This window comes from Baekduia sp., from assembly GCF_035685985.1.
Lineage (GTDB): Bacteria > Actinomycetota > Thermoleophilia > Solirubrobacterales > Solirubrobacteraceae > Baekduia.
The window spans coordinates 118,064-141,772 of record NZ_DASRZV010000024.1 but is presented as its reverse complement, the minus strand read 5'-3'; the positions used below and the strand labels follow the sequence as shown (position 1 = coordinate 141,772).

Annotated in this window: 20 protein-coding genes; 5 read left to right on the top strand and 15 right to left on the bottom strand. The window is 73.8% G+C overall.

The features are described from left to right. Positions 1–89: 89 nt before the first annotated feature. The 6 genes from VFG42_RS13065 to rplM all read right to left on the bottom strand — a co-directional run bounded on the left by VFG42_RS13065 (position 90) and on the right by rplM (position 6,766). The gene (locus VFG42_RS13065; RefSeq protein ID WP_324909078.1) at positions 90–1,598 is read right to left on the bottom strand and encodes an NAD(P)H-hydrate dehydratase; all 1,509 of its coding nucleotides are present in this window, start codon (positions 1,596–1,598) and stop codon (positions 90–92) included. Positions 1,599–1,600: 2 nt separating this feature from the next. Next, positions 1,601–1,948, bottom strand: coding sequence for a holo-ACP synthase (locus VFG42_RS13060; protein ID WP_324909076.1), 348 nt, complete (start codon positions 1,946–1,948; stop codon positions 1,601–1,603). Between the two features lie 143 nt (positions 1,949–2,091). Beyond that, complete coding sequence (gene glmS, locus VFG42_RS13055) at positions 2,092–4,005, bottom strand: glutamine--fructose-6-phosphate transaminase (isomerizing) (RefSeq protein ID WP_324909074.1); 1,914 nt, start codon at positions 4,003–4,005, stop codon at positions 2,092–2,094. 139 nt (positions 4,006–4,144) lie between these two features. Further along, positions 4,145–5,494 carry a phosphoglucosamine mutase gene (glmM, locus tag VFG42_RS13050; protein WP_324909072.1) on the bottom strand — a complete coding sequence of 450 codons (1,350 nt, stop codon included), beginning with the start codon at positions 5,492–5,494 and terminating at the stop codon, positions 4,145–4,147. Between the two features lie 10 nt (positions 5,495–5,504). Beyond that, positions 5,505–6,329 (bottom strand): 30S ribosomal protein S9, encoded by an 825-nt coding sequence (rpsI, locus tag VFG42_RS27430; protein WP_349260414.1) that lies wholly within the window; start codon positions 6,327–6,329, stop codon positions 5,505–5,507. A 2-nt stretch (positions 6,330–6,331) separates the two neighbouring features. Continuing rightward, the gene (gene rplM, locus VFG42_RS13040) at positions 6,332–6,766 is read right to left on the bottom strand and encodes a 50S ribosomal protein L13 (RefSeq protein WP_324909070.1); all 435 of its coding nucleotides are present in this window, start codon (positions 6,764–6,766) and stop codon (positions 6,332–6,334) included. Between the two features lie 219 nt (positions 6,767–6,985). Between rplM and VFG42_RS13035 the strand changes: the two genes are divergently transcribed. Further along, positions 6,986–7,600 (top strand): hypothetical protein, encoded by a 615-nt coding sequence (locus VFG42_RS13035; protein WP_324909068.1) that lies wholly within the window; start codon positions 6,986–6,988, stop codon positions 7,598–7,600. Between the two features lie 76 nt (positions 7,601–7,676). Further along, complete coding sequence (locus VFG42_RS13030) at positions 7,677–9,473, top strand: GspE/PulE family protein (RefSeq protein ID WP_324909066.1); 1,797 nt, start codon at positions 7,677–7,679, stop codon at positions 9,471–9,473. A gap of 9 nt (positions 9,474–9,482) precedes the next feature. On the opposite strand, the gene VFG42_RS13025 is transcribed toward VFG42_RS13030, so the two are convergent. Then, on the bottom strand, positions 9,483–10,685 hold the full coding sequence (locus tag VFG42_RS13025) for a lipase family protein (protein WP_324909064.1): 1,203 nt from the start codon (positions 10,683–10,685) through the stop codon (positions 9,483–9,485). 168 nt (positions 10,686–10,853) lie between these two features. Between VFG42_RS13025 and VFG42_RS13020 the strand changes: the two genes are divergently transcribed. From VFG42_RS13020 to VFG42_RS13010, 3 genes are all read left to right on the top strand, one after another. Then, on the top strand, positions 10,854–12,809 hold the full coding sequence (locus VFG42_RS13020; protein ID WP_324909062.1) for a PKD domain-containing protein: 1,956 nt from the start codon (positions 10,854–10,856) through the stop codon (positions 12,807–12,809). 201 nt (positions 12,810–13,010) lie between these two features. Continuing rightward, the gene (locus tag VFG42_RS13015; protein ID WP_324909060.1) at positions 13,011–15,068 is read left to right on the top strand and encodes a PKD domain-containing protein; all 2,058 of its coding nucleotides are present in this window, start codon (positions 13,011–13,013) and stop codon (positions 15,066–15,068) included. A gap of 141 nt (positions 15,069–15,209) precedes the next feature. Continuing rightward, on the top strand, positions 15,210–15,677 hold the full coding sequence (locus tag VFG42_RS13010) for a hypothetical protein (protein WP_324909058.1): 468 nt from the start codon (positions 15,210–15,212) through the stop codon (positions 15,675–15,677). Positions 15,678–15,911: 234 nt separating this feature from the next. Here VFG42_RS13010 and VFG42_RS13005 read toward each other — a convergent pair whose 3' ends face one another. The 8 genes from VFG42_RS13005 to VFG42_RS12970 form a co-directional block, all read right to left on the bottom strand. Continuing rightward, positions 15,912–16,469 carry a helix-turn-helix domain-containing protein gene (locus VFG42_RS13005; protein ID WP_324909056.1) on the bottom strand — a complete coding sequence of 186 codons (558 nt, stop codon included), beginning with the start codon at positions 16,467–16,469 and terminating at the stop codon, positions 15,912–15,914. 188 nt (positions 16,470–16,657) lie between these two features. After that, positions 16,658–18,274 (bottom strand): glutamine-hydrolyzing GMP synthase, encoded by a 1,617-nt coding sequence (gene guaA, locus VFG42_RS13000; RefSeq protein ID WP_324909054.1) that lies wholly within the window; start codon positions 18,272–18,274, stop codon positions 16,658–16,660. 118 nt (positions 18,275–18,392) lie between these two features. Then, entirely contained in the window at positions 18,393–19,628 is a 1,236-nt protein-coding gene (locus tag VFG42_RS12995; protein WP_324909052.1) for a GuaB3 family IMP dehydrogenase-related protein, read from the bottom strand. A gap of 169 nt (positions 19,629–19,797) precedes the next feature. Further along, a complete protein-coding gene (locus VFG42_RS12990) occupies positions 19,798–20,760 on the bottom strand; it encodes a 1-phosphofructokinase family hexose kinase (RefSeq protein ID WP_324909050.1) in 963 nt (320 codons plus the stop codon). Continuing rightward, positions 20,757–22,091, bottom strand: a complete 1,335-nt coding sequence (locus VFG42_RS12985) for a D-alanyl-D-alanine carboxypeptidase family protein (protein ID WP_324909048.1) — start codon at positions 22,089–22,091, stop codon at positions 20,757–20,759. The genes VFG42_RS12990 and VFG42_RS12985 overlap by 4 nt, the downstream gene beginning before the upstream one ends. Further along, positions 22,088–22,417 carry a LysM domain-containing protein gene (locus tag VFG42_RS12980; RefSeq protein WP_324909046.1) on the bottom strand — a complete coding sequence of 110 codons (330 nt, stop codon included), beginning with the start codon at positions 22,415–22,417 and terminating at the stop codon, positions 22,088–22,090. The genes VFG42_RS12985 and VFG42_RS12980 overlap by 4 nt, the downstream gene beginning before the upstream one ends. Before the next feature lie 64 nt (positions 22,418–22,481). Continuing rightward, a complete protein-coding gene (gene pyrF, locus VFG42_RS12975) occupies positions 22,482–23,408 on the bottom strand; it encodes an orotidine-5'-phosphate decarboxylase (protein ID WP_324909044.1) in 927 nt (308 codons plus the stop codon). Between the two features lie 3 nt (positions 23,409–23,411). Next, positions 23,412–23,687, bottom strand: coding sequence for an HU family DNA-binding protein (locus VFG42_RS12970; protein WP_324909042.1), 276 nt, complete (start codon positions 23,685–23,687; stop codon positions 23,412–23,414). Positions 23,688–23,709 lie beyond the last annotated feature (22 nt).

Here is a 23,709-nt window from a genome sequence, read left to right as displayed (position 1 = left end):
ACCGGCGTCTCGAGGGCGGACGGCGGCGCCGGCATGTCCTGCGCGGGCAACGGGGCGACGGTGTGGGCGGCAAGCATCCGCCCGGGACTCTATTCGAGGGTGCTCGCCAGCTCTCGCGCCACGTCGCCGGCGATCACGCCGTCGGGCCCGCGCAGCGCGGCGGCGGCGCGACGGCCCGCCTCGGCGTGGGCGAAGACGGCGGCGCAGGCGGCGTCGAAGGGCTCCATGCCGCGGGCCAGGAACGCGCCGAGCACGCCGGAGAGGACGTCGCCGGTGCCGGCGGTGGCCAGCGCGGGCGAGCCGCCGCGCGAGACGCCGACGCGGCCGTCGGGCTCGGCGACGATCGTGTCGTCGCCCTTGAGGACGACGATCGCGCCCGAGGTCGCCGCCGCGCGCCGCGCGTGCTCGAGGCGGTGGCGCTCGACCGCGGCCGAGTCGGTGTCCAACAGCCGCGCCAGCTCGCCGGCGTGCGGCGTCAGGATCGTGGGCGCGTCGCGCGCCGCCAGCTCCGCCAGCCGCTTGCCCGCGTGGGCGTTGAGCCCGTCGGCGTCGAGCACGAGCGCGACCGTCGCCTTGCGCGCCAGCCTGCGCGCGAACGCGAACGCGTCGTCGGTCCGCCCCAGGCCCGGGCCGAGCACGAGCGCGCCGCCGCGCTCGGCCTTCTCCAGCACGCCGTCGACGCCGGCCTTGGTGTGGCCGCCGGCGCCGTCGTCGGGCAGCGGGACGCTCATCACCTCGGTCAGCTTGATCTCGAAGATGTCGTTCAACGCGGCCGGGACGCACACGGTCACGTAGCCCGCACCCGCGCGCATCGCGGCCGTCGAGGCCAGGCACGGCGCGCCGGTCAGGCCGCGCGAGCCGCCCGCGACCAGGACGTGACCGGAGGCGAACTTGGTGGACTCGGCCCCGCGGCGCGGGTAGGTCCGCAAGCTGTCGTGGTCGATCAGCCACATGCGGGGCTCGACGGGGTAGCCGGGGTCCTCGCTCGGGATCCCGATGTCGACGACCGTCACCTCCCCCGCGCGCTGCTTGCCGGGCGCGATCCACAGCCCGGGCAGCGCCGCGTGGAACGTCGCGGTCGCCACCGCGCGGATCGCCGGCCCCCGCACCGCGCCGGTCGACGCCTCCACCCCGCTGGGCACGTCGCAGGCGACGACCGGGACGCCGGCGTCGTCGATCGCCTCGATCGCGTGCGCGGCGTCCTCGCGCGGCGCGCCCCGGAAGCCGGTGCCGAGGATCGCGTCCACGACCACCGCCGCGCCGTCCAGCGCCTGTGGCGCGAAGCGCTCCACGCCCTCGCCGCCGAGGCGCCGCGCGTTGGTCCCCGCGTCGCCCTTCAGCGTCTCGGGCGCGCTCGTCCACAGCACGTGGACCTCGCGCCCCCGCTCGCGCAGCAGCCGCGCGACCGCGTAGCCGTCGCCGCCGTTGTTGCCGCCGCCGCAGACCACGACCACGCGGCCCTCCGGCGCCACGTCCTCGACCACGCCCCGCAGGCCCTCGGCCGCGCGCTCCATGAGGTCGATCCCGGGCATGCCGCGCTCCTCGATCGCCCACGCGTCGCTCGCGCGCAGCTGCTCGACGTCCAGCAACGGCTCCATGCTCACCTCACGACCGCCACGGCTCCTGCGGTTCCCCGCGAGTGCGTCAGCGACACGTCGATCGCGACGTCGCGCTCCGCCAGCGCGCCGTGCAGCACCACGCGCGGCGCCCCGCCGCCGGGCGGCGCGACGACCTCGATGTCCCGCCACGACCACGCCTCCAACCCCAAGGCCTTGGCCACCGCCTCCTTGGCGCAGAACCGGGCGGCCAGGTGCTGCCCCGGCCGCGCCTTGCCCTCCGCGTACGCGCGCTCGGCGTCCGTGAACAGCCGCGCGGCCAGCGACGGCCGCCGCGCCAGCGCGCGCTCCAGCCGCTCGATCTCCAGGAGGTCCAGGCCGACGCCGCTCATGCGACGCCGAGCGTACTCACTCGACCATCCGGCGAGTGGCTGCGCCCCGGATCCTCGTGGCTGACGCCGCACGGCGAGCGCCGGCGGGCGCCGGCCCGTCAAGCTCCGTCGGGTGGCGTCAGGCGCGGGGAGGCGGCGTGCAGCTACTCGACGGTGACCGTCTTGGCCAGGTTGCGCGGCTGGTCCACGTTGAGCCCGCGCAGGCGGGCGATGTGGTAAGCCAGCAACTGCAGCGGGACGACGGCCAGCAGCGGCTGGAGCATCCAGTCCATCGCCGGGATCCGGACGACCTCCTCGGCGTGCTCCCCGATCTCGATGTTGCCCTCGGAGGCGATCGCCACGACGTGGGCGCCGCGGGCGCGCACCTCCTGGACGTTGGACACCACCTTGTCGAGGATCGGCGAGTCGGTGGCGATGCAGACGACCGGCGTCGACTCGTCCAGCAGCGCGATCGGGCCGTGCTTCATCTCGCCCGCCGCGTAGGCGTCGGTCGGGATGTAGGAGATCTCCTTGAGCTTCAGCGCGCCCTCCAGCGCGACCGGCAGCCCGACGTGGCGCCCCAGGTACAGGAAGAACTCGCGGGCGTGATGCTGCTGGGCCACGTCCGCGAGATCCAAGGACTTCAACAACGCGTCGATCTCGTGCGGGACGCGCTTGAGCTCGCCGATCAGCCGCGTGCGGGCCTCCGCGTCCAGCGTGCCGCGCAGCTCGGCCAGGCGCAGCGCCAGCAGGTACATGACCGCGACCTGGCAGAGGAACGTCTTGGTCGCCGCGACGCCGATCTCCAGCCCCGCGCGCGTGTAGAGGACGCCATCGGCGTCGCGCGTGGCCTGCGACCCCATCACGTTGGTCACCGCCACGACCTTCGCGCCGCGCTCGCGCGCGAGGCGCATCGCGGCCAGCGTGTCGGCGGTCTCGCCCGACTGCGTGATGCCGACCACGAGGTCGTTCGGGCCGACCACCGGGTTGCGGTAGCGGTACTCCGAGGCGATGTCCATCTCGACCGGGAGGCGCGCCCACTCCTCGATCGCGTAGCGGCCGATCAGGCCCGCGTGGTACGAGGTGCCGCAGGCGACGACGACGATGCGGTTGACGCCCTGCAGCAGCGACTCGTCGAAGGAGGCCTCCTCGGCCAGGTCGACCCCGTCGGCGCGGACGGTGCGGTCGGCGATCGTCTCCGCCACCGCGTCGGCCTGCTCGTGGATCTCCTTCAACATGAAGGTCTCGTAGCCGCCCTTCTCGGCGGTCTCCTCGTCCCAGTCGATCTCGACGACGTCGCGGTCCAGCTCGTCGCCCTCCGGCGTGAGGAACGTCGTGCCCGACGGCGTGACGACGACCAGCTCGCCGTTCTCGATGTACTGGACCTTGCGCGTGTACGCGAGGAACGCGGGGATCGCGGAGGCCAGGAACGTCTCGCCCTCGCCGCGCCCGACGATCAGCGGGCACTCCTTGCGGGCGCCGACCAGGACGCCGGGCTCGTCGAGGGCCATCGCGACGAACGCGAAGTGGCCCTCCAGCTCGGCGTAGGCGGCGCGCACGGCGTCGGTCAACGAGCCGGCGGCGAGATGGTGGGAGACGAGGTGCGCGATGACCTCGGCGTCGGTCTCCGACGTGAACCGCGCGCCCATGTCGGCGAGGCGGTTCTTCAACGCCAGGTAGTTCTCGACGATCCCGTTGACGACCACGTGCACGCGGTTGGTCGTGTCGAAGTGCGGGTGGGCGTTGTCCTCGTTGACGCGCCCGTGGGTGGCCCAGCGCGTGTGGCCGATGCCGGTCGTGGCCGGGTGGTCGGCGTCGGCGGCGGCGTCGTCGTCGTCGTCGGGCATCGTCGCCGTGGCCACGCCGCCCTCCGACGGCGCGCGCAGCGCCTCGTCGGCGGCGATCGCGGCCTTCAGGTTGGCGAGGTTGCCGACCGCGCGCACCGACTCGATCGCGTCGGCGCCCGTGATGACGGAGATCCCGGCGGAGTCGTAGCCGCGGTACTCGAGCTTCTGCAGGCCGGCGAGCAGGATGTCCTGCGCGGAACGCTGGCCGACGTAGCCGACGATGCCACACATGGGCGCCTCCTTCGGGATCTCGGTGGGATGGGGCGGGGCCGATCGGGCTCGAGCCGCCCGTCGGAGGGTCGTCCTTCGAGGGTACCAACGCGGGTTCCTGCCGCCCTGGCCGGACGGCGGGGACCCGTGGGGTGCCTTCCTACACCCGCGCGGGCAGCGCCTCGACGATCTCGACGAGCCGTGCGCAGACGCCGTCGGTCTCGTCCTGCGAGGGCGCCTCGACCATCACGCGCACCAGCTGCTCGGTGCCCGACGGGCGCACGAGCACGCGGCCGCGCCCCTCCAGCGCCTCGCTCTCGCGCGCGATCGCCTCGGCCAGCGCCGCGCTGTCCATCGCCGCGTCGCGGTCGGCGACCGGCACGTTGACGAGCTTCTGGGGCAGCTTCTCCATCGCGGCGCGATCGGCGAGGTCGCCGCCGCGCAGGGCCTCCAGCGTCAGCAGCGCGCTGGCGATGCCGTCGCCCGACGGGACGAAGCCCATGTCGATGATGTGGCCGGACTGCTCGCCGCCCAGCGACCAGCCGCGCGAGCGCAGCTCCTCCAGGACGTAGCGGTCGCCGACGCTGGTGATCGCGACGTCGATGCCGGCCTCGCGCATGCCCGCGTGGAAGCCGTAGTTGGTCATGACGGTCACCGCGACGCCGCCGGCCAGCCGGCCCGAGTCGCGCATCGAGACCGCGGCCAGCGCGATCAGCTCGTCGCCGTCGACGACGACGCCGTGGCGGTCGACGGCCAGCACGCGGTCGCCGTCGCCGTCGAAGGCGAAGCCGACGTCGTGGCCGCCCTCGCGGACGGCGGCGATCAGCGCGTCGAGGTGCGTGGAGCCGCAGCCCGCGTTGATGTTGCGCCCGTCGGGCTCGTCGGCCAGGACCGTCACCTTCGCGCCCAGGCGGCGGAAGATCTCCGGCGCGGCGCGGTAGGTCGCGCCGTGCGCGCAGTCCAGGACGACGTCGACCGCGCCGAGGTCCAGCCCGCTGAACCGCGTCCGCAGCTCGCGCAGGTAGTCCTCCAGCGTGCCGTGCTGCTGGCGCACGCGGCCGATGGCCCGGCCCCCGCCCGCGCCGGACGACGCGGTCTCCGCGTGCTCGGCCAGCACCGTCTCGATCGCGGCCTCGTCGGCGTCCGACAGCTTGAAGCCGTCGGGGCCGAAGAACTTGATGCCGTTGTCGGCGAACGGGTTGTGCGACGCGCTGATGACGGCCGCCAGGTCGAACCCGTAGCGGCCGATCAGCAGCGGCGCGGCCGGCGTCGGCAGGACGCCGCCGAGCAGGACGTCGCCGCCGGCGGACGTGATGCCCGCCGCCAGCGCGGCCTCCAACATCTCGCCGGACTCCCGCGTGTCGCGGATGACCAGCACTCGCGGACGCTCGGCGGGCGACTGGGCCGTGACAGCACGGCCCAGTGCCAGAGCGAGCTCCGCGGTGAGGACCTCTCCGGCGACGCCGCGAACGCCGTCGGTTCCGAAGAGCCGGCGGCTCGGCGTCGCCAACCCAGGCGCCCTAGCGCTTGGAGAACTGCGGCCGCTTGCGGGCCTTCTTCAGGCCGGCCTTCTTGCGCTCCTTGGCACGCGCGTCGCGCGTCAGGAAGCCGCGGCGCTTGAGCTCGGTGCGCAGGTTGGGGTCGGCCTCCAGCAGCGCGCGCGAGATGCCGTGGCGCAGGGCGCCCGCCTGGGCCGAGACGCCGCCGCCGTGCATGCGGGCGATGACGTCCATGCGGTCCTCGTAGCCCACCGTCTCCAGGGGCTGGCGGATCGTGCGCTGCAGCGTGGCGCGCGGGAAGAACTCATCCAGCGTGCGGCCGTTGATGAGGTAGTTGCCGGTGCCCGGCTTGAGGATGACGCGGGCGATCGCCGTCTTGCGCTTGCCGGTCGCGCGGTAGCGCGCGTCCTCGGCCAGCTGGATCTGAGCCGTGATCGGCTCCTCCTCGACGACGTCGTCCTCGTCGCCCTCGGCGACGGTCTCCTCGGCGTCCGGGTCCTCGTCCTCGGAGTAGCGCGGGCGGTCCTCGCTCTCCAGGACGATGTCGACCTCGAGGTCGGCGCCCGGGATGGCCGGCTTCTCGCGCGGCTTGGGCTCCTCGTACTCCTCGTCGTCGGCGGCCTCGGCGGAGGGGGCCGGGGCCTCCTCGGCGGCGGGGGCCTCGGCGGCCTCCTCGGCCGGAGCGGCGTCGGCCTCGGCGTCGGCCTCGGCGGGCGCCTCGTCGGCGGCCTCGATCGACTCGACGTCAGCCTCGACGACGGGCTCGTCGGGGATGCCGCCGGCAGCCTGAAGCTGCTCCTCGGCGGCCTGCTCGTCCTGCGGGTCCTGCGGCGTCTGGTCGGACATGCCTAAGAGTTGATCTCCAGGGGCTGGGGCTGCTGCGCGGCGTGCGGATGCTCCGGGCCGGCGTAGACCTTCAGCTTCGTGAGCTGCTTGCGGGCGAGGCGGTTGCGGGGCAGCATGCCCTTCACCGCCAGGCGGATGACCTCCTCCGGCCGGCGCTCGAGCATCTCCTCGAGCGTGCGGGACTTGATCCCGCCCGGGTAGCCGGAGTGGCGGTAGTAGCGCTTCTCGGCGCGCTTGTTGCCGCTGACCGAGATCTTCTCCGCGTTGATGACGACGACGAAGTCGCCGGTGTCCACGTGGGGGGTGTACTCGGGCTTGCGCTTGCCGCGCAGAGCGTCGGCGATCTGCGTCGCGAGGCGGCCGAGCGTCTGCCCGGTGGCGTCGACGACGAGCCAGTTGCGCTCGCGGTTTTCTGAGTTGGCGACGTAGGTCTTCACGGCGTGAGTGAAGCCGTGCGATAGGGCGCACGGCGACGGACGATTGTAGGGAATCGCAATCGGACCGGGATGCTCGCCCATGGCGAGGGACCCCGTTCCGGCCGGAAGAGCGTAGCGAACCCGCACCTCGACGTGTCGTCCGGTGGGGTTCGATCCCGAGATCCCCAGCGTTCTCAGGCGTTCCCGCCGTCCAGTAGCTCTACGTTAAGCTCTACGCCAATGCGACGAGCACGACGCGCCGGAGCCATCGCGGCCGAGATCGACGACCTCGTCGCCGAGTTCGGCGTGCCGCTGCCCACCGCCGCCGTGCGCGTGCTGCTGGCCGACCGGGACCGCCCCACCACCGCCGAGCACCTCGCGCGCGTGGCCGCCTCCGAGCGCGCCGAGCACCTGCGCACGCGCGTCGCGCCGCGCCTGTGCTGCGCGATCGCCCCCGACGGCGCGCTCGTCGCGCCGCGCTGGTGGGCGTCGGGCGAATGGCGCCTGCCGCGCCGGATCCTCACCGAAGACGCGCTGCCGCTCTGGCGCGCCAAGCTCGCCGAGCAGGTCTGCTCCGACCTCATCGCCCGCCGCCGCCCCGCCTCGGGCGAGCTGACGACGCTCGTCCGCGGCACGGTCGCGCTGCTCGGGCTGGCCGACGAGCTGGAGCGCCTGCCCGACCCGTCGGACTGGAGCGAGGTCCGCGCGCTGGTGCTCGACTACTACCCGGGCGTGACGTTCGCCCACGACGTCTCCACCGACCAGCAGGACGAGGCCGAGCGCGCGCTGCTGGAGGCCGGCCTGCCGGTCGCCGACCGCTACTTCGGGATCTCCCGGCACCGCGGGCGCGGCTGAGCGGCGCGCGTCCGGCCCCGGACCCAACATCCGTCCATGCGCTGGACCCGCGCGCGAAGCGGCCGACCTACCGGGTGTGTCGGTCCCGCCTCCCGCATCTCGCCCCGCCAGCACGACGTCCCCGGCGATCCCGGACCATCATCCGCCGGTCTCCGACGTCCCCGGCCTGATCGCGCCGCTGTCGCGCGGTCGTTCGACGCGCCTCATCGGCCAGGTCGTCGTCGAGCTGGGGTTCGCGAAGGAGGCGGACGTCGAGCGCGCGGTGATGCACGCCCGCGAGAGCGGTCGGCTCACCGGCCGCGTGCTGATCGAGGACGGCGTCCTCACCCCGCAGCAGCTCGCGCGGGTGCTCGCCGAGCGGTTCGGCATCGAGCGCGTCGACCTGGCGATCTTCAAGATCGACACCGACCTGGCGCGGCTGGTCGACCCGAGCTTCGTGCGTCGCTACGACGCGATCCCGGTCGGCCAGGACGGCGACGGGCAGCTCCTGCTGGCGATGGCCGACCCGGCCAACATGCTGGCCATCGACGACGTCACGATGATCACCGGCATGGCGGTCCGGCCGGTCGTCGCGGCCTACGACGACATCCACCGCCTCAGCGTCAAGCTCGGCAACGACCTCCCGGACCTCTCCGACGAGGGCGGCGACGCCGGCGACGGCGAGATGGACCTCACGGCGCCCGCCAACGAGGTCACCGACCTCGGCGCCGACGACCAGGCGCCGATCATCAAGCTGGTCAACTCGGTCCTCAAGCGCGCGATCCGCCGCGGCGCCTCGGACATCCACTTCGACCCGTCCTCGGAGGACATGCACGTGGTCTACCGCGTGGACGGGATGCTCGACCAGGCCGTGCAGATCCCGCGCCGCATGTCGGTCGGCGTCGTCTCCCGACTCAAGGTGATGGCCTCGCTGGACATCGCCGAGCGCCGCACGCCGCAGGACGGCCGCGTGTCGCTGCTGATCGACGGCCACGAGATCGACCTGCGCATCGTCACGCTGCCGACGGTCTACGGCGAGGCGGTCGTGGCCCGCATCCTGGACTCCTCCAGCGCCCCCGTCGGCCTGGAGCAGATCGGCATGCTCGAGGACGACCGGCTCGACGTCGAGGAGGCGATGGCGCGCCCCTATGGCGGCGTGCTCGTCACCGGCCCGACGGGCTCGGGCAAGTCCACCACCTTGTACTCGTGCCTCGACCACGTCAACAACGGCACGCGCACGATCGTGACCGTCGAGGACCCGGTCGAGTACCGGATGGACGGCGTCAAGCAGATGGCCATCAACGCCAAGGCGAAGATGACGTTCGCCGGCGGCCTGAAGGCCATCATGCGCGCCGACCCCGACATCATCATGGTCGGCGAGATCCGCGACGGGGAGACCGCGCACATCGCGGTCGAGGCGGCGCTGACCGGCCACCTCGTGCTCTCCACGCTGCACACGCGCGACGCGCCCAACGCGGTCTCGCGCCTGCTGGACATGGGCGTCGAGCCGTTCCTGCTGTCCTCGGCGATCGACTGCGTCGTCGCCCAGCGGCTGGCGCGCAAGCTCTGCGACGACTGCAAGAAGCCGGTGACCGTCGCGGCGTCGGTCATGCGCGACCACGGCTTCGACGTCGAGGGCGACGTCGAGATCTTCAACCCCGGCGGTTGCGACCGCTGCAACCAGACCGGCTACCGCGGCCGCGTCGGGATCTTCGAGGTGTTGGTCCTCGACGAGGAGCTGCGCTCGCTGATCCTGCGCCGCTCGTCGGCCGACGAGATCGCCGCCGTCGCCGTGCGCAAGGGCATGAAGCGCCTGCGCGAGGACGGCCAGCGCAAGGTCCTGCTCGGGCTCACGTCGCCCGAGGAAGTGCTGCGGGTCACCGCGGCCGGCTGAGCGACCGCCCTAGCCCGGCAGGCGCTGCTCGATCCACGTCGTCGCGGGCTTGGCCCCGGCGACGACGATCCCGCCGTGGTCGACGCCGTCGAGCTTGCGGTAGTACAGGCGCCCGTCGGTGCCGTTGTGGCGCAGCTCGGAGGCGAGCTGGTCGGTGAAGACCGGGAAGACCGTCGTGTCGGCCGTCCCCTGCTCGAGCAGCACCGGCGTCCGGATGACCAGGTGCGACGGGTCGTTGAGGTCCAGGAGCCGGGCGATCGGCCCGAGGTCCGCGCCGGGCTGAAACAGCGCCGCGGGCGCGACGCCCTGCGCGTCGGCGGTCAGCTGCGACAGGCACGTGCTCTGCGTCTTCAACGCGAGCTGCACGCCTTCGGGGCTGAGGAAGCTCGCGAGGTCGACGCGGTCGGGGTAGGCGGCGTGGAGGCCGTAGCCGATCGTCGCGATCAGCGCGCTGAGCCCGGGGTTGGGCGTCGTCAGCCCGGTCGTCAGCGGGATCTGCTCGTCGAGGTGCGACGCGGGCGCGAACGCGACCGTCCCCTTGACCTTCAACTCGGGCGTGTACCTCGACGCCAGCGCCGCGGCGAACAGCGCCGCGTGGCCGCCCTGCGAGTGCCCGGAGATGATGATGTTCTTGCTCAGCCGCGGGTCGACCTGCCGCGCGGCGCGCACGATGTCCAGCACGCCGCTGCCCTCGGCGCGGCCGTTGAGGTACTGGTGGTCGTAGGGCGTGCCGAGGCCCTCGTAGTCGGTCCGCACGACTGCGTACCCGGCCTTCAGCCAGGACGACAACAACGGGTAGACGTAGGAGTTGTAGGCGTGCGCGGGCCGGCCGTCGTCGCGCGACGGCGCGCAGGCGTCCGCGATCCCGGTCGTGCCGTGCGCCCAGGTGATCACCGGCCAGCCGCCGCGCGGCGCCCTGCCCTTCGGGATCGAGATCACGCCCGAGACCGGCACGTTGGCGCCGTGCGCGTCCTGGGAGCGGTAGAGCACCAACTCGGTCGCCGACGAGCCCGGCACGACCACGCCGCCGTGCGCGGCCTTCGCCCAGATCGCGTCGCCGTGGCGGTGGCCCGGCAGCGGCTTGGGCGGCGTGTAGAACGCCAGGCCGGCGGGACCGGTCCGGACCTTCGCCGACGCGGTGGTGGCGGCGGCGACCGAGAGCACGAGCGCGAGCGCGGCGACCACCGCGACCAGACGGGACGAGCGGGACATCGGCCGACACTACACCCGTCCCGAGGCCGTGGTGGCCAGTCCTCGGCGGGACGCTCCCGGCCCCGCGCGCGTCAGCCTCAAGACCGACCGGTGCGTCCCGCGGCGTCGCGCGGCCGACCACCGGGTCCGATCCCTGCTCCCCGTCACGAAGTGAGTGAACGCCTTCCCATGCGCCGACGCCGCGCGCTCCTGGTCGCTGCCGCGACCACGACCCTGACCCTCTCCTCCGCCGCCACGGCCTCCGCCGACTGGCTGGGCCCCGACTACCTCAGCGCCGCCTCGCACACGGCCTCCCGGCCGCAGCTCTCGCTCGCCGCCGACAACTCGGCGACCGCCGTCTACACCGACGCCGACGACGGCGTCGTCGCCGAGCGCAAGGCCGAGGACGCGTCCGCGTTCACGGCGCCCGAGCAGCTCTCGACGCCCGGCGCGACGGTCGGCGGCCTCGTCTCCGCCACCGCGTCCGACGGCCGCGCGATCGCGGCCTGGACCGAGGGCGGCAGCCGGCTGCTCGTCGCGATGCGCGACGTCGACGGCGACTGGACCACGACGCCGGTGACCGCGCCCGACGCGGGCGCGACCTCCCCGGCCGTCGCGCTCGGCGCGCACGGCCACGCGTACGTCACCTGGGCCGAGGGCTCCACGCTGTACGGCGCCTACTGGGACAGCGACTCCTGGGGCGCGCCGACCGCGCTGTCCACGGGCTCCGGCGATCCGATCGCCACGACGTCGGCCATCGCCACCGACACCGGCATCACGTGGGTCGTCTGGGCCGACGCCCACCACACCCACGCGGGCTTCTACACCGGCTACGGGCTGATCAACGAGGCCGTGCTGGGCGACGCGTCGGGGGCGACCCGGATCCAGCTCGCCGCCGACGCCGGCGGCGGCGTGACCGCGCTGTGGAGCGCTCCGTCGCTCGGCGAGCAGACCGCCTTCGCCGGCGGCTTCGCCGGGTTCGGCCCGACCCAGACGCTGAAGTCCGGCAGCGGCTCCGGCTACCACCCGCCGGCGCTGAGCGTGGCGTCCGACGGCACGGCGCTGGCCGTGTGGGGCGAGGACGGCCCCGCCGGCGACCGCAGCTACGCCGCCACGCGCGACGACGCGGGCACGTGGGCGACCCCGGTCCCGATCGTCGGCGGCGTCGCCCAGGGCGCCGCGGTCGCGCGGCCCGGCGGCGAGTCGGCCGCGCTGACGACCGACGACGCCGGCGACCTGTACGTGACGCGCCACACCGCCGGCGGGTGGACGGGCCAGGAGCGGATCGCCGGCCACGCCGCCGACGTCACCGCCGTGGGCGCGGCCGACGGCACGCTGCTGGTCGGCTGGACGACCGACGACCGCGCGGCCTGGGCGCTCGACGACCGCACGCTGCCGGCCGTCGGCGACGTGTCCGTGCCGATCCTGCTGACCGCCGGCGTCGAGGCGACGTTCGGCGCGACGGCGACCGACACGTGGTCGGGCGTCGACCGTCTCGTGTGGGACTTCGGCGACCACACCGGGCCGGTCGTCGGCGACGCGCCGACGCACGTCTACGCGCACGCCGGGGAGTTCACGGTGACGGTCACCGCCTACGACCGGGCGGGCAACGAGCGGTCCGAGACCCGCGACGTGACCGTCGTCGCCGCCCCGGCGGGCGGCGGCGCGGGCGACAGCGGCGGCAACGCGGGCGGCGACGGCGGCAGCGACGGCGGCGCCGGCCAGGACGACGGGCCGACCACGACCACGCCCGCCACCACCACGACCACGCCCGCCCCGGGCACCGGGACGCCCGCACCCGCGCCGGGCGCCCCCGCTCTCGCGCCGCTCGGCCGCGCGCGGCTGCTGCACGCGCACACGCTGCGTCTGCGGACGCTGCTGGCCCGTCGCGCGATCCGCACGGTCTACACCGCGCCGGCCGACGGCACGGTGACGATCACCGCGACGCTGGGCGGCAAGCGCCTGGCCGCGACGAAGGCGCTGGCGGTCCGCGGCGGCACGGCGACCAAGGTGTCCGTGAAGCTCTCGGCCGCCACGCGCGCCAAGCTCGCCCGGCGGCGCTCGGCGAAGGTCACGCTGAAGGCGACCTACCGCGCCGCCGACGGTCGCACGGTCACGACGACCAGCACGATGGTCGCCCGCTAGCGGAACAGCGCGCGCCGGCGCCCGCCGGCGCGCACCCGTCCGCGCTCGGACGGCCCCGCAGCGGCGGGCCGTCCGAGCGTCCAGACCCCCGCAACGGGTCGTTCAGAACCCGCCTGACCGGCCGAACAACGGTAGGCCGCCTCTGTTCCCCAAACCAAGTTGGTGATGTACTCCATGCGCCGAAGCGCGCTCGCGGTCGCCATGACCGCCGTCTTCCTCCCCACCGTCGCCGCGTCGATCGCCGACGCCGACCCGATGACGCCCGACAACTGGACCGCGCCGGTCGCGCTCGGCGTGCCCGGGCACATCAGCCAGTACCCGACGCTGTCGATGGGCGCCGGCGGCGACGTGACCGCCCTCGTCAAGGACTTCACCGCCGGCGACCTCGTCGTCCAGAGCCACCCGGCGGGCGGCGCCTGGTCGACGGCCGAGCCGCTGTCGAACCCCGGCGCGAGCGTCGTCGGCGGCTACCAGGTCGTCACGTCGTCGACCGACGACGGCGCCATCGCGATCTGGACCGAGTACACCGAGTCGGGCACCCCGCCCTTCACGACGCGCAGCCCGTACCGCGCCTACACCGCCTCCCGCACCGCCGGCGGCGCCTGGGGCGCGCCCGTCGCGCTCTCGCCCGCCGGCGTCTCCGCCATCGGGCCGGTGATCGCGCTCGGCGCCGACGGCCGCGCGATCGCGCTCTGGTACGAGAGCGACGACTCCACCCTGCACGCGGCGATCCGCGCGGCCGACGGCAGCTGGGGCGCCCCGATGCTCGTCGCCACGACCGCGGGCATGGTCGACCAGAGCGACGTCGTCCTGCGACGCGACGGCACGGCCGTCGCGGTCTGGCAGGAGAACGGCAACCTGAAGTCCTCGACGCTGCGCGACGCGACGTGGTCGCCGGTCACCGACCTCGGCCGCGGCGGCGGCATCACCCTCGCCACCGGCGGCGACGACGACGTCACCTTCTCCTACGTCAACGTCCCGATCACGGGCCAGTTCGTGCGCTCGCTCGACGGCGACGACACGTGGACCGCGCCGCGCAAGCTCTCCGTCGACGGCGCCCTCAGCTACTACCAGGCAGCGCTCGACATCGCTCCGGACGGCTCCGCGGTCGCCGCCTGGCCGCAGGCCGACACCGGCGGCGCGGGCAACCAGATGCACGTCGCGCGACGCGACACGGACGGCACGTGGTCGGCCGACCAGACGCTCGGCAAGTCGGTCAGCGACGTGCCCGGCGCCGCGGCGGGCGCCGGCGGGCTCTCGACCGTGGGCTACCAGGGCGCCACGACCGGCGCCCCGTTCATGGCGGCGCTGTCGACGCCGGGCAACCCCTTCGCGGCGGCGGCGTCGATCTCGGGGTCCGGCGCCACGGGCAGCAACGTCGCGGTCGGCGGCGACGGTCGCGGCTCCGCGGCGGCCGTCTACATGGACACCATCAACAACGTCATCGCCGCGACGTTCCAGGATCGCTCCGGCCCGGACCTCCGGGACCTGAACGTCCCCGACCACGCCACCGTCGGCGACGAGGTGTCCTCGTTCTCGGTCCGCCCGGTCGACGCGTTCAACGGCGTCGACGAGACCGAGTGGGACTTCGGCGACGGCACCGGCCCGGTGGTCGGCGAGCACCCGGCGCACACCTACGCCGAGGCGGGGAGCTACACGATCGACGTGTCCTCCAAGGACACGCTCGGGTGGGTGACGACGAAGCACTTCACGATCACGGTGCGCGCCGACGCGTCGGACGACGACGACGGCGGCGACAACGACGGCGCCGGCACGCCGGGCGGCCAGACGCCGGGCGGCTCCGGCGGGCCGGACAAGATCACGACGACGCCGCCCGCCACGGTCCCTGCGCCGGCGCCGGCGCCGGCCCCGGCGCCGGCCCCGCCGGCCGAGCAGGCCAAGGCGCCGGCCTTGGCCGCGCCGTCGATGATGCTGGCCCACCGCCAGAAGCTGGCGACGGTCCTGTCGCGCAAGGCGATCCGCGCCACGATCGTCGCGCCGGCGGCCGGCTCGGTGAAGGTCACCGCCACGGTGTCCCGCGCCGACGCCAAGCGCCTCGGGCTGAAGTCCACGCGCCTGGCCCTGTCGACGACCAAGGTGAAGGCCAACGCCAAGACCCAGGTGTCGCTGAAGCTCTCGGCCGCCGCGCGCAAGCGCGCCGCGAAGCTGAAGCGGTTGAACGTGACGCTGACGGTCGTCTTTACGGCGGCCGACGGCCGCACGAGCTCGACGAAGACGACGCTGGCGACGCGCGCGTAGCCCGTCCTCGTCGTGAGCGGTACCGCGGGGCGCCTGAGAACGGCGCCCCGCGGTCGTTCCGGCGCGACGGGTCGCCGGCCGGCGGCTCTATGATCGGCGTCCTCGGGCTCGTCGCCCACCGGCCGGGTCCGCGGACCTCGCATGACGCACGGTCGCCGCCTTCACGCCACGCTCGCCGCGACCGGCCTGGTCGCCCTCGCCGCCCTCGGCGCCGGCTGCGGCCACCACCGCGCCACGCCCACGGCGACCACGCCGACCGGGACCGCGAACGCGAACGCGCCCGGTCCCGACTGGCCGATGTTCGGCCTCACGCCCACGCGGCCCAACGCGACCGACCGGGCCACCGGCGTCACCGCCGCCGACCTGCCGCGCCTGCGCAAGGCCGTCGTGCGGCTGCCGGGGACCGTGGACTCGTCGCCGATCGTGCTGCGCAATGTCCGCGTCGCCGGCGCGACGCGCGATGTCGCCTTCGGCACGACGATCTACGGGATCACCGTCGCCGTCGACCTCGACCGCGCGAAGCTGCTGTGGACCTACACGGCCCGTTCGACGGCAAGGGCGACCGGTCGGACTCGGTCCTGCGCCTCGACCCCGAGACGCTGGACCTGAACCGCAACTGGACGCCGACCGCGACGAGCGGCAGGACCTCGACCTCGGCTCCTCCTCGCCGGTGGTCCTCGGCGACGGCCTGCTGCTGCAGTCCGGCAAGGACGCGCGCGTGCACCTGCTCGACACCAAGACGCTGAACGGGCGCACGGGGCCGGGCGCCCGTCCCATACACCTTGCGGGCACGGTTGCCCGCTTAGGTCGGCACGAGTGCCCGGTTCTGGAGCGGCCGGCCGGCTACGTGGTGGTGATGTGCTCCAGGACGATCGTCAGCGCACGTTCCATCCGGCGTTCGGGCCCTGACCGGCCGGTGGCGTGCGCGGCGCCGGCGACCATCGCGACGAGCAGCAGCGTGTCCTCCGGCTTGAGGTCGCCCCGGACGCGGCCGGCCTTCTGGGCGTGGCGCAGCGGCTTGGCGGCGAGCGCGCGATAGCGCGCGGCCAGCTCCTTCTGCACCTCGGCCGGCACGCGCTGGTCGCTCAGCTCGAGGAAGCCGCGGTCGCGGCGCAGCTGCTCGGCGGTCGCGCGCAGCAGCGCGACGTAGGCCTCGTCGGGCGGGCTGTCGCGCACGACCGCCGCCAGGTCCTCGAGGTTCTCCTCGAACAGCGCGGTCAGCAGCGCCTCTCGGTTCGGGAAGTGCCGGTACTGGGTCCCACGCCCGACGCCCGCGGTCCGGGCGATCAGGTCCAGCGGCGCGTCGATGCCGTGCTCGGCGAAGACCTCGCGCGCCGCGCGCAGCATCGCCGCCCGATTCCGGCGGGCGTCGGCGCGCAACAGCGGAGCGGCATCGTCCATCATGTGAGTGTCCCACAGCGGTCGCCCCGTCACACGGCGACCGGCAGGTTCTCCCGGGCCCGTCCCACGCGCGATGGGCGCTCCAGCGCCCTGCTCCACCGCCCTGCTCCCACGCGGTGGCCACTCCAGCGTCCTGCTCCACCGCCCTGCTCCCGCACGCGGTGGGGGCGATCTCGGCCCCGCCTAGGTCACTCCCACTCGATGGTGCCGGGCGGCTTGGACGTGATGTCCAGGACCACGCGGTTGACCTCGCGCAGCTCGTTGATCATCCGCGAGGCGATCTGCTCCAGCAGGTCGTAGGGCAGCCGCGCCCAGTCGGCGGTCATCGCGTCGTCGGAGGTCACCGCGCGGATGACCACGACGTAGCCGTAGGTCCGCTCGTCGCCCTGGACGCCGACCGTCCGCACGTCCGGCAGCACGCAGAACGACTGCCACAGGTCGCGGTAGAGCCCGGCGTTGCGGATCTCGTCCTGCAGGATGTAGTCGGCGTCGCGCAGGACGTCCAACCGCTCCTTGGTCGCCTCGCCGCCGACGACGCGGATCGCCAGGCCCGGCCCCGGGAACGGCTGGCGCCAGACCAGGCGCTCGGGCAGCCCCAGCTCGGCGCCGACCGCGCGGACCTCGTCCTTGAACAGCGCGCGCAGCGGCTCGACCAGCTCGAACTCGAGGTCGTCCGGCAGGCCGCCGACGTTGTGATGGGACTTGATCGTCGCCGCGCCGGTGCCGCCGCCGCTCTCGATCACGTCGGAGTACAGCGTGCCCTGGACGAGGAACTTGGCGTCGCCGATCTTGGCCGCCTCCTCCTCGAAGACCCGGATGAACTCGGCGCCGATGATCTTGCGCTTGGCCTCCGGCTCCGAGACGCCCTTGAGCTTCTCCAGGAACCGGTCCTCGGCGTCCACGGCCACCAGCGGGATCTTGTACTGGTCGCGGAAGGCCTTGATGACCTGCTCGCCCTCGTTCTTCCGCATCAACCCGTGGTCGACGAAGATGCACGTGAGCTGGTCGCCGATCGCCTGATGCACGAGCACCGCGGCCACCGACGAGTCGACGCCGCCGGAGAGGCCGCAGATGACCTTGGCGTCGCCGACCTGGGCGCGGATCCGCGCGATCTGCTCCTCGACGATCGACGCCGCCGACCACCCGAGGTCGGCACCGCACACGTCGCCCAGGAACGTCTTCAGCACGTCGGTCCCGTAGGGCGTGTGCACGACCTCGGGGTGGAACTGGATGCCGTAGATGCCGCGCTCGGTGGACTCGAACGCCGCCACCGGCGAGGCCGTCGACGACGCCAGCGCGGTGAAGCCGGGCGGCGCCTCGAAGACCGTGTCGCGATGCGACATCCAGCACGCCTGGTCGGCCGGCAGCCCGTCGAACAGCCGCCCGTGCTCGCGCACGGTCAGCTGCGAGCGGCCGAACTCGCCGACCTCCGCGCCCTCGACCTTGCCGCCGAGCTTCAAGGCCAGCAACTGCATCCCGTAGCAGATGCCCAGCACCGGGATGCCGAGCTCCAGCAGCTCCGGGTCCAGCTTCGGCGCGCCGTCGGCGTACACCGACGCCGGGCCGCCGGAGAGGATCAACCCCTTGGGGTTGCGCTTGCGGACCTCCTCGGCCCCGACGTGGTGCGGCAGCAGCTCGCTGAACACGCCGCACTCGCGGACGCGGCGCGCGATCAGCTGCGAGTACTGCCCGCCGTAGTCGAGGACGACGACCTCGTCGACCGCCGTCGGGCGGTCGACGGGCGCCGACTCGTCGGCGAGCTCCGTGGCCGCCGTCGAGGCGGTGACGAGATGGTCGCTACTCACTGACGGCCTCCTCGACGCCGCTCGCGGCGTCATCGCACCGGACAGGTGCTGCCGCACGATGCCCGGCGCTCTTCCTGGCGAGCGACGACGATGAGGGCGTCAGCCTGCTCATGCTGGGTCAGGCCCCCGCGCCGACCGGCGTCTTGTCCGCGGCCTGGTCGCCCGACGGGCTGTGCGCGCCGACCGCCGCGCCGCGGGAGCCCATGCCCACCGCCTGCGAGGTCTGCAGCTGCTTGCCCTCGGTCTGCAGCGACGGGGCGATCATCAGCTCCGCGCGGTTGAACTCGGCGATGTCCTGGTAGCCGCAGGTGGCCATCGAGGTGCGCAGGCCGCCCATCAGGTTGAACGTGCCGTCGTTCTCGCGGGCCGGGCCGACGAGGATCTCCTCGAGCGTGCCGTTCTGCGTCGTCGCCACGCGCGCGCCGCGCGGGAGCGTCGGGTGGAACGTCGCCATGCCCCAGTGGAAGCCGCGGCCCGGCGCCTCGTGGGCGCGCGCCAGCGGGGAGCCGATCATCACGGCGTCGGCGCCGCAGGCGATCGCCTTGGAGACGTCGCCGCCGTTGCGCATGCCGCCGTCGGCGATGACGCGGACGTACTCGCCGGTCTCCAGCATGTGCTGCGAGCGGGCGGCCGCGACGTCGGCGATCGCCGTCGCCTGCGGGACGCCGATGCCCAGCACGCCGCGCGTCGTGCACGCCGCGCCCGGGCCGACGCCGACGAGGACGCCGGCCGCGCCCGTGCGCATGAGGTGCAGGCCCGTGTGGTAGCTGGCACAGCCGCCGACGACGACCGGGACCGGCAGCTCGGCGATGAACTCCTTGAGGTTCAGCGCCTCGGAGGTCTGGGAGACGTGCTCGGCGGAGACGACCGTGCCCTGGATGACCAGGATGTCGAGGCCCGCGTCGAGGCACTTCTCGTAGTACTTGTTGACGCGCTGCGGCGTGAGCGAGGCGGCGGTGACGACGCCCTGCTCCTTGATCTCGCGGATGCGCTGGACCATCAGGTCCTCGTCGAGCGGCGCGCGGTAGATGTCCTGCATCTCGCGCGTCGCGACGTCCTTGGGCAGCGAGGCGATCCGCTCCAGCTGCTCGTCGGCGTCCTCGTAGCGGGCGAAGATGCCCTCGAGGTTCAGGACGGCGAGGCCGCCGAGCTTGCCGATGATGCCCGCGGTGCGCGGCGAGACGACGCCGTCCATCGCCGACGCGAGCAGCGGAAGCTCGAAGCGGTAGTCCCCCAACTTCCAGGAGACGTCGACGTCATCGGGGTCCCGCGTGCGCCGCGAGGGCACGATGGCGATGTCGTCGAATCCATAAGCACGGCGGGCCTTCTTCCCGCGGCCGATCTCGATCTCCATTAGCGAATCCTAGGTCTGGGGCCGGACGAAAAGACCCCGCGCAGGCGGGGTCCGGGGACGGGTCGTTGCGGCGTGATGTGGCGGCAACCAAACACGCATTGGCAGCGTAGCAGCGGGTTCGTACGGAACCGAACTGGGGCGCGCCCCGCCGACCCCACGGGCGTGTGATTCAGCTCACATCCGCCGTCGGGGCGGACAGCTGTCGCACGTCGACGTCGTCGAGCAGCTTGTCGACCGCGCGCGGCTCGACGATGCCCGCGCCGAGGTGGTCGGTCGACTCCGCGCCGCAGGCGACGCCGAACGCGAGGCAGTCGGCGGGCGCCTTGCCCGAGTAGCGCGCGGCCACGTAGCCGGCCAGGAACGCGTCGCCCGCGCCCGTGCCCGCGACGGTCTCGCGCGGCGGGATCGTCACGCGGAACCGGGCGCGGTGGCCGTCGACCTTCATGCAGGCCACGCAGCCGTCCTCGAGCGTCATGACCGCCTCGTGGGCGCCCTGCTCGACCATCTCCCCCACGGCGATGACGCGGTCCTCGTCGTCGTTGAACTCGTGGCCGACGAGCTCCTCGGCCTCGATGACGTTCGGCGAGATCACGTCGGGCTCGGCGCGCACGGCGTGGCGCAGCGGCTCGCCGTCGGTGTCGATGATCGTGAGGACGCCGGCCTTGCGCAGCTCGCGGATCAGGCCCGCGTAGATGTCGGCGTCGACGCCGCGCGGCAGCGACCCGGCCATGACCACCATGTCGGCGCCGCGCGCGAGGTAGAGCAGCTTGTCGCGGAACAGCTCGATCTCCTTGTCGGAGACCGCGGGACCGCGCTCGTTGATCTCGGTCGTCTGCCCGTTGGTGGGGTCGTAGACCGCGGTGTTCGTGCGCGACTCCTCGCGGATGCGCACGAAGTCGTTGAGGATCGACTCCTCGGTGAGCTGGTCGACGATCCGCGTGCCGGTCGGGCCGCCCGCGAAGCCGGTGGCGATCACCGGCTGGCCGAGCGTCTTCAGCGCCCGGGCGATGTTGACGCCCTTGCCGCCCGCGGCGGTGCGCTGCTCGACGGTGCGATGCCGACGCCCGAGCCGGAAGTTCGGCACGGAGAGCGACTTGTCGATCGCTGCGTTAAGGGTGACGGTGATGATCACGCGACGGGGGCCCCTCGGCCGGCGCGACGCCTCTGCCTGCGCCGCACCGCGCGCCGCCGGAGCAGCACGAGGTAGAGGCTACAGACGGCGAAGGCCGCGAGGAGGACGAGGGTCACCGGGCTGTCGAGCCAGTCGCGCAGCCGATCGAAGAACGAGGCGGCGTCGACCGCGTCGGCGGTGACCAGCGGCACGCGCGCGACGACCTTGCCGCGCTGGACGACGTTGACCGTGCCGACGCGCGCGCCCTTGGGCAGCGGGCCGTCGATCGTGGTCGGCGCGCCGGTGACCGTGACGACGAGCTGGTCGCCGCGCCGGGTCGTGCGCTTGACCGTGTCCGCCGCGGTCAGCGCGACCCGGTCGTCGCGGTGGCTGAGGGCGGCGTGCGCGACGACCTGGCCCCGCCGGACCGCGGTCACGACGTGGTAGCGCGCCAGGCCGTACTTCAGCAGCGCGAGCGAGTCGTCGTCCCGGGCGTTCTCGGACGGGTCGCCGAGGACGACCGAGATCACCGTGATGCCGGCGCGCGAGGCGCTGCCGACGAGGATGTAGCCGGCGCTGTTGGTGTGGCCGGTCTTGACGCCGTTGGCCGGGCCCCAGCTGCGCACGAGCAGGTTGCGGTTGGCGAACGTGCGCGGGTGGTCGCCGGACTTCAGCGTGACCGAGCGCAGGTCGGTCGTCTCGCGGAAGAACGCGTTGCGACGCAGGATCAGCGTGAGCTTGGCGAGGTCGGCGGCCGTGGAGTAGTTCGAGGAGCCGTCGAGGCCGATCGGGTTGTCGTAGTGCGTGCCGTCCAGGCCGAGCTGCTTGGCCCGCTCGTTCATCATCTCCACGAACTTCGCCCGGGTGCCCCCGACGCGCTGGGCGAGCGTCGCGGCGGCGTCGTTGGCGGAGGTGATCAGCAGCGCGCGTAGGAGGTCCCGGACCGTGACGCGCTCGCCCCGGCCGAACCCGGCCAGCGACTCGGCGGGGCTGGCGTGGTAGTCGATCGTCGTCATGACGTCGTCCAGCGACGCGTGCTCGAGCGTGACGAGCGCCGTCATGAGCTTGGTCGTGGACGCGATCAGCGCGCGCTTGTCGGCGTTGCGCTGGTAGACGACGTCGCCAGTGGCGGGCTCGACGAGGATCGCCTCGGGCGCCCGGATCGACGGGAGCTTGGGAGCGTCGGCGCTGTCGGTCGCGGCGGGTGCGGCGGGCGCGGTCTCCGGCGCCGCGGGCGCGACCGCGGCGTGGGCGGCCGGGAGCGCGTGCAGCAGCAGGACGACGAGCGCGAGGACGACGGACAGCCCCGTGCGCGTCGCTCGCCGCGTGGATGCGGGCGAGCGCTGCGTCATCGTGGCAGCTTGAGCTTCTGCCCGGGATGGAGCGCGGACGCGTCCACCTTCGGGTTGGCCTCCTGCAGCGCCTCCACCTCGACCCCTTCCTTGTCGGCGATCGCCGAGAACGTGTCCCCGGACTTCACCGTGTACGTCTTGGCCTTCTTGGCCGTCTTCTTCTTCGTCGTCGACGCGCCCTTGCCGCTCGTGCTCGTCTTCGACGTCGTCGTCTTCGCGCCGCCGTCGTCCTGCAGCAGGCCCTTGTCGACGACGGTGTAGATCGCGAACGCGCACGCGATCAAGGCGATCGGGGCCAGCCAGCGGGCGGGAGAGCGACGGCGCATTGGCGCAGGAGGATATGGGGCCGGTCGGTCTGGACGTGTCAGGCGTCGACCGGACGGCCGCCGATCAGCCCAGCGCCCAGGCGGCGGCGCGCAGCCGCTCGGCCTCGGCGCGGGCCGCGTCGGCGGGCGACGCCCCGGCCTGCTCGTGAGCGCGAACGATCGAGCGCGACGCGGTGACGAGCCCGGCGGCGCGGTGCGGCGCGAACGCCGGCTCGAGGTCCTCGACGCGGCCGCCCTGGGCGCCGACGCCGGGCAGCAGGAAGATCGCGTGCGGCAGCAGCTCGCGCGCCCGGGCGAGGTGCTCGGGCTGGGTGGCGCCGAGCACGGCGCCGACGTCGGCCAGGCCGGACTCCGGGCCGCGACGCTCGTCGCCCAGCTCGGCGACCAGCTCCGCGACGCGCTCCCAGACCGTGCCGCCGCGGGCCAGCGGCTCGTCCATGACGTCGGCGGCGCCGGGGTTGGAGGTGCGCACGAGCGCGAACAGGCCGGCGTCGGCGTCGCGCGCGACCGCGGCGAAGGACCGCAGCGTGTCGAGCCCCATGTAGGGGTTGACGGTGAGCGCGTCGGCGTCGAGGCCCGCGACCGCGCCGCCGACGAAGAAGCCCTGCGCGTAGGCGGTGGCGGTGACGTCGATGTCGCCGCGCTTGCCGTCGGCCAGGACGAAGAGCCCGGCGCTGCGGGCATGGTCGGCGACCGCGCCGAGCGCCGCCCACCCGGGCGCGCCGAGGCGCTCGAAGCACGCGACCTGGGGCTTGACCGCCACGACCGCCGGGGCGACCGCGTCGATCACCGCGCGGCAGTGGTCCAGGACCGCGGCCGCCGCGTGGGCGGCGGGCGCCGCGTCGGCGTCGAGCGCCTCCCCCGCCCCGCCGTGGCGCGCGGCCTTCGGCCACAGGCGCTCGGGGTCGGGGTCCAGGCCGAGGACGACCTGGGACTCGCGCCGCGCGACGAGCGCGGCGAGCCGGTCGGCGACGTGCGCGCGCGCCGCCACGGCCTACGCCTTGACGGCCTTCTTGAGGCCCGAGCCGGCGGTGAAGCGCGGGACCTTGGAGGCGGCGATCTGGATCGGCTCGCCGGTGCGCGGGTGGACGCCCTCGCGCGCGCCGCGCTCGGCGACGTGGAACTTGCCGAAGCCCGAGAACGAGACCTCGCCGCCGCGGGCCAGGGTCTCCTCGATGACGGCGAGCGCGGCGTCGACCGCCGCGGCGGCGTCCTTCTTGTCCAGGTTGGACTTGTTGGCGACGTGGTCGACGAACTCGCTCTTCGTCATGTTCGGCGGTCCTTTCCGAAGG

What these genes read in the sequence shown, in the direction of transcription:
- VFG42_RS13065 (WP_324909078.1), bottom strand. Translation starts at nt 1,598, where the DNA reads ATGGAGCCGTTGCTGGACGTCGAGCAGCTGCGCGCGAGCGACGCGTGG.
- VFG42_RS13060 (WP_324909076.1), bottom strand. Translation starts at nt 1,948, where the DNA reads ATGAGCGGCGTCGGCCTGGACCTCCTGGAGATCGAGCGGCTGGAGCGC.
- glmS (WP_324909074.1), bottom strand. Translation starts at nt 4,005, where the DNA reads ATGTGTGGCATCGTCGGCTACGTCGGCCAGCGTTCCGCGCAGGACATC.
- rpsI (WP_349260414.1), bottom strand. Translation starts at nt 6,329, where the DNA reads ATGTCCGACCAGACGCCGCAGGACCCGCAGGACGAGCAGGCCGCCGAG.
- VFG42_RS13035 (WP_324909068.1), top strand. Translation starts at nt 6,986, where the DNA reads ATGCGACGAGCACGACGCGCCGGAGCCATCGCGGCCGAGATCGACGAC.
- VFG42_RS13025 (WP_324909064.1), bottom strand. Translation starts at nt 10,685, where the DNA reads ATGTCCCGCTCGTCCCGTCTGGTCGCGGTGGTCGCCGCGCTCGCGCTC.
- VFG42_RS13020 (WP_324909062.1), top strand. Translation starts at nt 10,854, where the DNA reads ATGCGCCGACGCCGCGCGCTCCTGGTCGCTGCCGCGACCACGACCCTG.
- VFG42_RS13015 (WP_324909060.1), top strand. Translation starts at nt 13,011, where the DNA reads ATGACCGCCGTCTTCCTCCCCACCGTCGCCGCGTCGATCGCCGACGCC.
- VFG42_RS13010 (WP_324909058.1), top strand. Translation starts at nt 15,210, where the DNA reads ATGACGCACGGTCGCCGCCTTCACGCCACGCTCGCCGCGACCGGCCTG.
- VFG42_RS13005 (WP_324909056.1), bottom strand. Translation starts at nt 16,469, where the DNA reads ATGGACGATGCCGCTCCGCTGTTGCGCGCCGACGCCCGCCGGAATCGG.
- VFG42_RS12995 (WP_324909052.1), bottom strand. Translation starts at nt 19,628, where the DNA reads ATGGAGATCGAGATCGGCCGCGGGAAGAAGGCCCGCCGTGCTTATGGA.
- VFG42_RS12985 (WP_324909048.1), bottom strand. Translation starts at nt 22,091, where the DNA reads ATGACGCAGCGCTCGCCCGCATCCACGCGGCGAGCGACGCGCACGGGG.
- VFG42_RS12980 (WP_324909046.1), bottom strand. Translation starts at nt 22,417, where the DNA reads ATGCGCCGTCGCTCTCCCGCCCGCTGGCTGGCCCCGATCGCCTTGATC.
- VFG42_RS12970 (WP_324909042.1), bottom strand. Translation starts at nt 23,687, where the DNA reads ATGACGAAGAGCGAGTTCGTCGACCACGTCGCCAACAAGTCCAACCTG.